This is a genomic window from Streptomyces sp. NPDC059456 (assembly GCF_042750055.1).
Taxonomy (GTDB): Bacteria; Actinomycetota; Actinomycetes; order Streptomycetales; family Streptomycetaceae; genus Streptomyces.
Genome location: NZ_JBHYVA010000269.1, coordinates 1 through 10,277 on the forward strand (window position 1 = coordinate 1; position 10,277 = coordinate 10,277).

Sequence of the window (10,277 nt, forward strand, 5' to 3'; positions counted from 1 at the left end):
CTGCTGCGCCGGAACGCCGCGGGTGTGCGGCGCGTCGTGGACGATGCGGGTTTGGGGCCCGCCCGGCCGGCCCCGGGCCGGCGAGCCGCACAACCGCGGCGGGGGGGTGGGGGGGGGTGTGTGGGTTGGGGGGGGGGGGCAAACGAAACGGCCCGCACCCCCACCCGGAAGGGAAGGGACGCGGGCCGCTACGGCCGGGAGGCTACGCCTTGCGGAGGCGGAACGTCAGTGACAGGGACTCGTCCGTGAACGGGTCGCCGTAGGTGCCGTCGGCCTCGCCGGTCGCGAAGTCCGTGGACAGGACCTCGTCCGCGATCAGCGACGCGTGGTCCGTCAGGGCCGTCACGACCTCCGGGTCCGACGAGGACCAGCGCAGGGCGATCCGGTCCGCCACGTCCAGGCCGGAGTTCTTCCGGGCCTCCTGGATCAGGCGGATCGCGTCACGCGCCAGCCCCGCCAGCCGCAGCTCCGGAGTGATCTCCAGGTCCAGGGCCACCGTCGCGCCGGAGTCGGACGCCACCGACCAGCCCTCGCGCGGGGTCTCCGTGATGATGACCTCCTCCGGGGAGAGGGAGATCTCCTCGCCGTTCAGCGAGATGGTCGCCGAGCCGGAGCGCAGGGCCAGGGAGAGCGCCGCGGCGTCGGCGGCGGCGACGGCCTTCGCCACGTCCTGGACGCCCTTGCCGAAGCGCTTGCCCAGCGCCCGGAAGTTCGCCTTCGCCGTCGTGTCGACCAGCGAGCCGCCGACCTCCGAGAGGGAGGCCAGCGAGGAGACGTTCAGCTCCTCCGTGATCTGGGCCTGGAGCTCGGGGGACAGCGCGTCGAAGCCCACCGCGCCGACCAGCGCCCGGGACAGCGGCTGGCGGGTCTTCACGCCCGACTCGGCACGCGTGGCCCGGCCCAGCTCCACCAGGCGGCGGACCAGCAGCATCTGCTGCGAGAGCGTCGGGTCGATCGCCGAGGTGTCGGCGGCCGGCCACGTGGACAGGTGGACCGACTCCGGCGCGTCCGGGGTGACGGGGACGATCATGTCCTGCCAGACCCGCTCCGTGATGAAGGGGGTCAGCGGGGCCATCAGGCGCGTCACCGTCTCCACGACCTCGTGCAGGGTGCGCAGCGCCGCCGCGTCGCCCTGCCAGAAGCGGCGCCGCGAGCGGCGGACGTACCAGTTGGAGAGGTCGTCCACGAAGGCCGACAGCAGCTTGCCGGCGCGCTGGGTGTCGTACGACTCCATCGCGTCCGTGACCTCGGTCACGAGGGTGTTCAGCTCGGACAGCAGCCAGCGGTCCAGGACCGTGCGGTCCGCCGGTGCCGGGTCGGCAGCCGACGGTGCCCAGTTCGACGTACGGGCGTACAGCGCCTGGAAGGCGACCGTGTTCCAGTACGTGAGGAGGGTCTTGCGGACGACTTCCTGGATCGTGCCGTGGCCGACCCGGCGGGCCGCCCACGGGGAGCCGCCGGCCGCCATGAACCAGCGGACCGCGTCCGCGCCGTGCTGGTCCATGAGCGGGATCGGCTGGAGGATGTTGCCCAGGTGCTTGGACATCTTGCGGCCGTCCTCGGCGAGGATGTGGCCCAGGCAGACCACGTTCTCGTACGAGGACTTGTCGAAGACGAGCGTGCCGACCGCCATCAGGGTGTAGAACCACCCGCGGGTCTGGTCGATGGCCTCCGAGATGAACTGCGCCGGGTAGCGCTTCTCGAAGATCTCCTTGTTCTTGTACGGGTAGCCCCACTGCGCGAACGGCATCGAGCCCGAGTCGTACCAGGCGTCGATGACCTCCGGCACGCGGACGGCGGTCAGGGAGCAGCCCTCGTGCGTGCACGCGAACGTGACGTCGTCGATGTACGGGCGGTGCGGGTCCAGGTTCGAGTGGTCCTGGCCGGAGAGCTCGGACAGCTCGGCGCGGGACCCGACGCAGGTGAGGTGGTTCTCCTCGCAGCGCCAGATCGGCAGCGGGGTGCCCCAGTACCGGTTGCGGGAGAGCGCCCAGTCGATGTTGTTGTTCAGCCAGTCGCCGAAGCGGCCCTGCTTGACCGAGTCCGGGAACCAGTTCGTCTTCTCGTTCTCCCGCAGCATCGCGTCCTTGACGGCGGTGGTGCGGACGTACCAGGACGGCTGCGCGTAGTAGAGCAGGGCCGTGTGGCAGCGCCAGCAGTGCGGGTAGCTGTGCTCGTAGGCGATGTGCTTGAAGAGCAGGCCGCGCGCGTCCAGGTCGGCGGTCAGCCTCTCGTCGGCCTTCTTGAAGAAGACGCCGCCGACCAGCGGGACCTCCTCCTCGAAGGTGCCGTCGGGGCGGACGGGGTTCACGACCGGCAGACCGTACGCGCGGCAGACCGCGAGGTCGTCGGCGCCGAAGGCGGGGGACTGGTGGACCAGACCGGTGCCGTCCTCGGTCGTGACGTACTCGGCGTTCACGACGTAGTGGGCGGGCTCGGGGAACTCCACGAGCTCGAACGGGCGCTGGTACGTCCAGCGCTCCATCTCCTTGCCGGTGAAGGTCTGGCCGGTGGCCTCCCAGCCCTCGCCGAGGGACTTCTCCAGCAGCGGCTGGGCCACGACGAGCTTCTCGTTGCCGTCCGTGGCGACCACGTAGGTGACCTCGGGGTGGGCCGCGACCGCCGTGTTGGACACCAGGGTCCAGGGGGTCGTCGTCCACACCAGCAGGGCCGCCTCGCCGGCGAGCGGGCCGGAGGTCAGCGGGAAGCGGACGTAGACGGACGGGTCCACGACCGTCTCGTAGCCCTGCGCCAGCTCGTGGTCCGAGAGGCCGGTGCCGCAGCGCGGGCACCAGGGGGCGACGCGGTGGTCCTGGGTCAGCAGGCCCTTGTTGAAGATCTCCTTCAGCGACCACCACACGGACTCGACGTACTCGGGGTCCATGGTCCGGTACGCGTCGTCCAGGTCGACCCAGTAGCCCATCCGGGTCGTGAGCTCGGTGAACGCGTCGGTGTGGCGGGTCACGGACTCGCGGCACTTGGCGTTGAACTCGGCGATGCCGTACGCCTCGATGTCCTGCTTGCCGTTGAAGCCGAGTTCCTTCTCGACGGCGAGCTCGACGGGCAGGCCGTGGCAGTCCCAGCCGGCCTTGCGGGCGACGTGGTAGCCGCGCATCGTGCGGAACCGGGGGAAGACGTCCTTGAAGACGCGGGCCTCGATGTGGTGCGCGCCGGGCATGCCGTTCGCGGTGGGCGGGCCCTCGTAGAAGACCCACTCGGGGCGTCCCTCGGACTGCTCCAGCGTCTTGGCGAAGGTCTTGCTCTCGCGCCAGAAGTCGAGGACGGCGTGCTCGAGGGCAGGCAGGTCGACCTGGGCGGGTACCGGGCGGTACTGCGGCGGTGTGGTCATGAGGCTGAACTCTTCCTCCGGCGGGGTGTCGCTTCCGTCCGGAGGGACGAGAGCCGACTGCTGCTCCCGCGGTACCACCCTCCTTGGCCGCCGGACGGATCCGGTGGCCCCCTCATTGGGGTGCGAAGCCGGTTCTACTCGCCGCGCGGGATCCGGGCGGGATCCGTACGGCTTTCTTCCGGCGGCTCAGGGGTGATCCTTCGCATCGCGCTCGCCCCCGGGCTCTCACCGTCCCCGGGTCGCTCATGGCTGCGTCCGACGCTACTCGTCCCCGTCCATGCCTTTCGCTGGGCCCAGTGTACGGGGCGGGGGCCCGCTCGGCAGACCGGTTTACGGGGGGTCGCGGCGGGGGTGCGGCGGGCCCGTGCCGTGCTCCGGACGGGGGTGCCGTGTGACCCGAACGGGCCGATGTGCCGGTCCGGGGTCCGGTGTGACGGGAGTGGCGGATTACCTGGCTTCCTGCTGGGCACAACGGATGCAGGTTGGCATCGACGGACGCGTGCCCCGTTGCCGCGAGGCCGGAGTCGATTTATCGTTCCGGCACGATTCGCGAGCAAGATCACAGTATGTGAAGGGGCCGCGGCCATGGTGGCGAAGAAGACCGCCGGGAGAACTGCCGAGAAGGCTGTCGGAAAGGCCACGGCCGGCAAGAAGACCACGGCCGGGAAGAAGACGGCCGAGGAGCCGGCGGCCGGGGCGGCGGTGAAGAAGGCGGCCGGGAAGAAGACGACGGTCGATGCGGCCGGCAGGGCGCCGGCCGGCAAGCCCGCCAGGGCGACCGCCAAGACGGCCGGCAAGGCGGCCGCGAAGGCGACCGCCGGGACGGCTGCCAAGGCGACCGGCAAGGAGGCCGCCGGGAAGGTGTCCGCCGCGAAGGCCCCGGCCGGGAAGAGCCCGGCCGTGAACACGACGGCCGTCGCCACGGCGGCCGTGAAGAAGGCGACCGGCGTCGGGAAGACGACCGCGAGGAAGGCCACGGCCAAGGCGGCCGGGGCCGAGGGGGCGGCGCACGCCGCGCAACAGACGGGAGCCCGGAAAGTGGTTGCCAAGAAGAGCACCGGCACGGCCAGGAAGACGGCTGCGGCCGCCACCAGCGGCCTGCCGAAGGCCAGGGCCACGGCGGGCCTGGCGCCGGGCGAGCTGGCCGTACGGCCCGGCGAGGACCCCTGGACCCCGGAAGAGGTGACCGAGGCGCGCAACGAGCTGCAGAGCGAGGTCCTGCGGCTGCGCAACGAGCTGCAGGCCTCCGACGAGGCCATCTCGGGCCTGATGCGCGACTCCGGGGACGGCGCGGGCGACGACCAGGCCGACACCGGCACGAAGAACATCACCCGCGAGTCCGAGCTGGCCCTCGCCGCGAACGCCCGCGAGATGCTCGAACAGTCCGAGCGGGCCCTGGAGCGGCTGGAGGCGGGTACGTACGGGCTCTGCGAGAACTGCGGCCGGCCCATCGGGAAGGCCAGGATGCAGGCCTTCCCGCGCGCGACGCTGTGCGTGGACTGCAAGCAGAAGCAGGAGCGGCGGCACTGAGCCGGCACTGAGTCCGCGGCGAGGTGGTACGGGCCGGGCGGCGCCCCGGACGGACCCTGACGTACCCTCGTGTCTCGTCAGGGTCCAGGAACCTGGCACGGCTGTGCCGTCGGCAACCTGGTTCGAGCCAGCAGAGGGACTCACGTGGCAGAGGCGGAGAGCATCATCGGTACGCCGGAGATCGGGGAAGGCGCCCAGCCGGAGTCCGTCGCGCCCAAGGGGCGCCGGCGGATCGTCGCGCTGCTCGTCGTCGCGCTGCTCGCCTACCTGCTCGACTTCGGCAGCAAGATGCTGGTCGTGGCGAAGCTGGAGCACCAGCCGCCGATCCGGATCATCGGCGACCTGCTGAAGTTCGAGGCGATCCGCAACCCGGGCGCCGCCTTCGGCTTCGGCGAGGCCTTCACCATCATCTTCACCTGCATCGCGGCCACGGTGATCATCGTGATCGTGCGGCTGTCCCGGAAGCTCTACAGCCTGCCGTGGGCGATCGCCCTGGGCCTGCTGCTGGGCGGTGCGCTGGGCAACCTCACCGACCGGATCTTCCGTTCGCCGGGGGTGTTCCGCGGGGCCGTCGTCGACTTCATCGCCCCCGCCCACTTCGCCGTCTTCAACCTGGCGGACTCGGCGATCGTGTGCGGCGGCATCCTGATCGTGCTGCTCTCGTTCAAGGGTCTGGACCCTGACGGCACGGTCCACAAGGACTGATCGCGGGGCCGTCGCCCACTGATCGCGGAACTGCCGTGCCGTCGAGTCCTGCATACTCGACGGGTGAGTACGATTCCCGAGATCCGCACCCTGCCCGTTCCCGATGGCCTCGAAGGCGAGCGCGTCGACGCCGCCATCGCCCGTATGTTCGGTTTTTCCCGGACGAAGGCGGCCGAGCTCGCCGCGGCGGGGAAGGTGTCGGTCGACGGCAGCGTCGTCGGGAAGTCCGAGCGCGTGCACGGCGGTGCCTGGCTCGAAGTCGAGATGCCCGCGCCGCCGCGGCCGGTCGAGGTCGTCGCCGAGCCCGTCCCCGGCATGGAGATCGTCCATGACGACGACGACATCGTCGTCATCATGAAGCCGGTGGGCGTCGCCGCCCACCCGAGCCCCGGCTGGACCGGCACCACCGTCATCGGCGGTCTTGCCGCCGCCGGCTACCGCATCTCCACCTCCGGCGCGTCCGAGCGCCAGGGCATCGTGCACCGCCTCGACGTCGGCACCTCCGGCCTGATGGCCGTCGCCAAGTCCGAGCGCGCGTACACCTCGCTGAAGAACCAGTTCCGCGAGCGGGTCGTGGACAAGCGCTACCACGCGCTGGTCCAGGGCCACCCGGACCCGATGAGCGGCACCATCGACGCCCCCATCGGCCGCCACCCCAGCGCGGACTACAAGTGGGCCGTCACCCAGGACGGCAAGCCGTCCGTCACCCACTACGACCTGATCGAGGCCTTCCGCGCGGCCTCCCTGCTCGACATCAAGCTGGAGACCGGGCGCACGCACCAGATCCGCGTCCACATGTCCGCGCACCGGCACCCGTGCGTCGGAGACCTCACCTACGGCGCCGACCCGACCGTCGCCAAGCGGCTGGGCCTGACCCGCCAGTGGCTGCACGCCGTACGCCTCGGCTTCGAGCACCCGTCGGACGGCCGGTGGGTGGAGTTCGAGAGCACCTACCCGGCGGACCTCCAGCACGCGCTGGACGTGATCCGGGCCGAGAGCGAGTGACGGCCTTCACCGTCAGGGTCGCCTCCTCGGAGGCCGACCTGCGGGCGTGCTTCGCGGTACGGACCGAGGTGTTCGTCATCGAGCAGTCCGTGCCCGAGTCGATCGAGTACGACGCGTACGACGCGGACGCGGTGCACGTGCTCGCCGAGGGGCCCGGCGGGGAACCGCTCGGCACCGGCCGGCTGCTCCACGGGCCGGCCGCCCTGGCCAAGACGGGCGACCCGACGGCCGGCTCCCTCGGCCGGCTCGCCGTCACCGAGTCCGCGCGCGGGCTGGGCGTGGGAGTGGCCCTGGTCCGGGCGATCGAGGCGGAGGCCGCCCGGCTGGGCCTCGCCGCGGTCGACCTGGGCGCGCAGACGCACGCGCTCGGGTTCTACGAGCGACTGGGATACGTGGCCTACGGCCCGGAGTTCGAGGACGCGGGCATCCCGCACCGGTCGATGCGGCGCACGCTCCCGTAGCCGGGGCTGACCGGTTTCCCCGCGGGGGCCGGTCCCCTTCCCGCCCTTCTCCCCTTCTGGGGGGGGGGGGGGGGGGGGCCCCCGCGGGGGGGGGGGGGGGGGGCGCGCGGCCCCACCCCCACCCACCCCGGTGAAGGTGCCGCTCGGCGGACGGCGCCGGCCCCGCACGGGCCCGCCGGCGCCCGGGGTGCCGACACGCGGCTGCGGCCCCCGACCGCACGGCTCGGCGGCAGCGGCCTGGCAGGGTGGGGGAGTGGATCAGCTTGCTCTGCTGTTCGTGCTGCTGCTCGGAGCCGTGGTCACCGTGCCGCTCGGGGACCGGCTCGGGCTGCCCGCGCCCGTCCTGATGACCATCGGCGGGGCGGCACTGGCCCTCGTACCGGCCGTGCCGAACGTCGACATCCCGCCCGAGTACATCCTCCCGCTCCTGCTGCCCCCACTGCTCTACGCCTCGGCGCAGCGCACCTCGTGGCGGCAGTTCGCCGCCAATGTCCGGCCCATCTTCCTGCTCGCCGTGGCCCTCGTGTTCGTCACGACCGCCGCCGTCGCCGCCGTCGCGTACGCCGTCGTCCCCGCACTGCCGCTCGCCGCCGCCGTCGCACTCGGCGCGCTCGTGGCCCCGCCCGACCCCGTCGCCGCGACCGCCGTCGCCGGATCCCTCGGGCTGCCGCGCCGCATGGTGTCGATCCTGGAGGGCGAGGGCCTGTTCAACGACGTCACCGCGATCGTGCTCTACCACGTGGCCATCGCCGCCGCCGTCAGCGGCAGCTTCTCCTGGCCCGACGCGCTGGGGGAGTTCGTGCTCTCCGCCGTGGTCGCCGTCGGCGTCGGCCTGCTCCTGGGGTGGGCCACCAACGCCCTCATGGGACGGCTCGACGACGCCACGCTCCAGATCGGGCTGACGCTGCTCGTGCCGTTCGTGTCGTACGTCGTGGCCGAGGAGCTCAAGGGGTCGGGGGTACTGGCCGTGCTGACGACGGCGCTGTTCCTCGCGGAGTACGCGAGCGACGCGGACGACGTGCTGGGGCGGCTCGCCGGGCACACCTTCTGGGAGGTCGTGGACATGCTCGTCACGGGCGTGGCGTTCGGGCTGATCGGGCTGGAGCTGCACAACGTCTTCGGCGTCGCGAAGGGCCGCGTGGCGGAGATGGCGGGGTGGGCGGCCGCCGTGATCGCGGTCGTGGTCCTCGTACGGCTGGCGTGGCTGCTGCCGGCCGGGTGGCTGGCCAAGCGGCTGCACAAGCGGCGCGACTACGCCGAGGAGATCCCGCTGAGCTGGCGGGAGAGCGTGGTGATGTGGTGGGCCGGGATGCGGGGGGTGGCCTCGGTGGCGCTGGCGCTGGCCATTCCGCTGCGGGTGGAGGGCGGGGCGCCATTCCCGGCGAGGGACCAGATCATCTTCATCGCGTTCGCCGTGATCATGGTGACGCTGGTGTGCCAGGGGCTGACGCTGCCGTGGCTGGTGGGGAGGCTGGGGGTGGAGGCGGACGAGGACGCCGAGCGGGAGACGGAGCGGCGGCTGGCGATCCGCGCGGCGAAGGCCGCGAAGCGCAGGCTGAAGGAGATCGAGGAGGTGGAGGACCTCCCGGCGGACCTCGTGGAGGTGCTGTACCGGCGGGCCTACGACGTGGGGGCCAGGATCAGCCCCGACATGGTGGACGAGGAACGGCGGGAGGCGTACGCGAAGCGGGTGGAGCGGATCCGCCACGTCCAGCGGATCCAGCGGGAGATGATGTCGGCGGCGCGGCACGAGGTGCTGGCCGCACGCAGCGAGCCCGGCGCCGACCCGGAGATCGTGGACCGCGTCCTGCGCCACCTGGACGTCCGCAGCCTCCGCAGCACCTGACCCGCCCCGCCCTTCGGCCCCCGGCCCGCCCTTCGGCCCCCGGCCCGCCCTTCGGCCCCCGCCCCGGCACCCCGGGGGCCGCCCCCGGCCCCCGGCCCCCGGGGGGGGGGGCGCCGGGGGGGCCCGGCCCCCGCCCTCGACCCCCCCCCCGACCCCCCGGCCCCCCCCGCTGTCCCGGCGGCAGCGGTGGCCGCGTCCCGGGGTCAGACCTGGTACTGGGACGGGGCGAAGAGCGGGAGGTTCCGGGCGATCCATGCCGAGGTGTGGGACAGGCCCTCCTCCAGGGAGACCCGCGGGGTCCAGCCCGCCCAGTCCCGGGCACGGGAGTTGTCCGACAGCAGCCGCTGGACCTCGCTGCCCGCAGGACGCAGACGGCTCTCGTCCACGACCACCGACGCCTCCCGGCCGGAGGCCCTGATCAGGGCCCGGGCCAGGTCCCCGACCGAGATCTCCTGGCCCGTGCCGAGGTTGACCACCTCGCCCAGCGCCCGGTCGCACTCCGCCACCGCGAGGAACCCCTCCGCCGTGTCCGTCACGTACGTGAAGTCCCGGGTGGGGGCGAGGGAGCCCAGCCTGATCTCCCGCGAGCCCGCGTGCAGCTGCGCCAGGATCGTCGGGATCACGGCCCGCGCCGACTGGCGGGGGCCGTACGTGTTGAACGGCCGCACCACCGTCACCGGCAGTTCGAACGCGTGGTGGAACGACAGCGCCATCATGTCCGCGCCGATCTTCGACGCCGAGTACGGGGACTGCGGCTGGAGCGGGTGCGTCTCGGCGATCGGGGCCGTCAGGGCCGTCCCGTAGACCTCGCTGGTGGACGTGTGCACCAGGCGGCGCACCCCGTGGCGACGGCAGGCCTCCGCCATGTTCTCCGTACCGGTCACGTTCGTCTGGACGTACGCGCCCGGCGAGGCGTAGCTGTACGGGATGCCGATCAGCGCCGCCAGGTGGAACACGGTGTCGCAGCCCTCCACCGCGTCGCTGACCCGGCCCGCGTCGCGGATGTCGCCCGCCCACGTCTCGACCGGGCCGTCGGGGTCGGCGAGGTACCGCGCCAGGTGGCCCCTCTGCGCGTACGGCTTGTAGTGGACGAAGGCGCGCACCCGCGCGCCCCGCTCCACGAGCAGGTCGACCAGGGTGGACCCGATGAACCCCTCGGCTCCGGTGACCAGGACGGTGCGGTCGCTCCAGCGGTTCATGCGTGCTCCAAGACGGGGAGGGGGAGGCCGGCGACGCGCAGGACGTGCGCCGCCAGCCGTTCGGGGGGGCGCGCCCCGGGCGGGGGGGGCGCGGGGTTATACCCGCTACCTCCACGCGCCGCCCCCCCACGGCCGAGGGCGCGAGCAGGACCTTGTTCCTGGCCTCGAAGAGCACCAGCCAG

Annotated in this window: 7 protein-coding genes; 5 read left to right on the top strand and 2 right to left on the bottom strand. The window is 72.6% G+C overall.

Annotated elements, in window-relative coordinates; all coding sequences use genetic code 11:
* Window positions 1-202 precede the first annotated feature (202 nt).
* A complete protein-coding gene (gene ileS, locus ACFXA3_RS22685) occupies window positions 203-3,349 on the bottom strand; it encodes an isoleucine--tRNA ligase (RefSeq protein ID WP_385189338.1) in 3,147 nt (1,048 codons plus the stop codon).
* 585 nt (window positions 3,350-3,934) lie between these two features.
* Here ileS and ACFXA3_RS22690 point away from each other — a divergent pair.
* The 5 genes from ACFXA3_RS22690 (at window position 3,935) to ACFXA3_RS22710 (ending at window position 8,896) form a co-directional block, all read left to right on the top strand.
* Entirely contained in the window at window positions 3,935-4,879 is a 945-nt protein-coding gene (locus ACFXA3_RS22690) for a TraR/DksA family transcriptional regulator (protein ID WP_385189341.1), read from the top strand.
* A 144-nt stretch (window positions 4,880-5,023) separates the two neighbouring features.
* Entirely contained in the window at window positions 5,024-5,584 is a 561-nt protein-coding gene (gene lspA / locus ACFXA3_RS22695) for a signal peptidase II (protein ID WP_385189344.1), read from the top strand.
* A 63-nt stretch (window positions 5,585-5,647) separates the two neighbouring features.
* Window positions 5,648-6,589, top strand: a complete 942-nt coding sequence (locus tag ACFXA3_RS22700) for an RluA family pseudouridine synthase (RefSeq protein ID WP_385189347.1) — start codon at window positions 5,648-5,650, stop codon at window positions 6,587-6,589.
* Window positions 6,586-7,050, top strand: a complete 465-nt coding sequence (locus tag ACFXA3_RS22705; RefSeq protein ID WP_385189349.1) for a GNAT family N-acetyltransferase — start codon at window positions 6,586-6,588, stop codon at window positions 7,048-7,050. The genes ACFXA3_RS22700 and ACFXA3_RS22705 overlap by 4 nt, the downstream gene beginning before the upstream one ends.
* Window positions 7,051-7,303: 253 nt before the next feature.
* A complete protein-coding gene (locus ACFXA3_RS22710; protein ID WP_385189351.1) occupies window positions 7,304-8,896 on the top strand; it encodes a Na+/H+ antiporter in 1,593 nt (530 codons plus the stop codon).
* 203 nt (window positions 8,897-9,099) lie between these two features.
* Here ACFXA3_RS22710 and ACFXA3_RS22715 read toward each other — a convergent pair whose 3' ends face one another.
* Window positions 9,100-10,095, bottom strand: coding sequence for an SDR family NAD(P)-dependent oxidoreductase (locus tag ACFXA3_RS22715; protein WP_385189353.1), 996 nt, complete (start codon window positions 10,093-10,095; stop codon window positions 9,100-9,102).
* Window positions 10,096-10,277 lie beyond the last annotated feature (182 nt).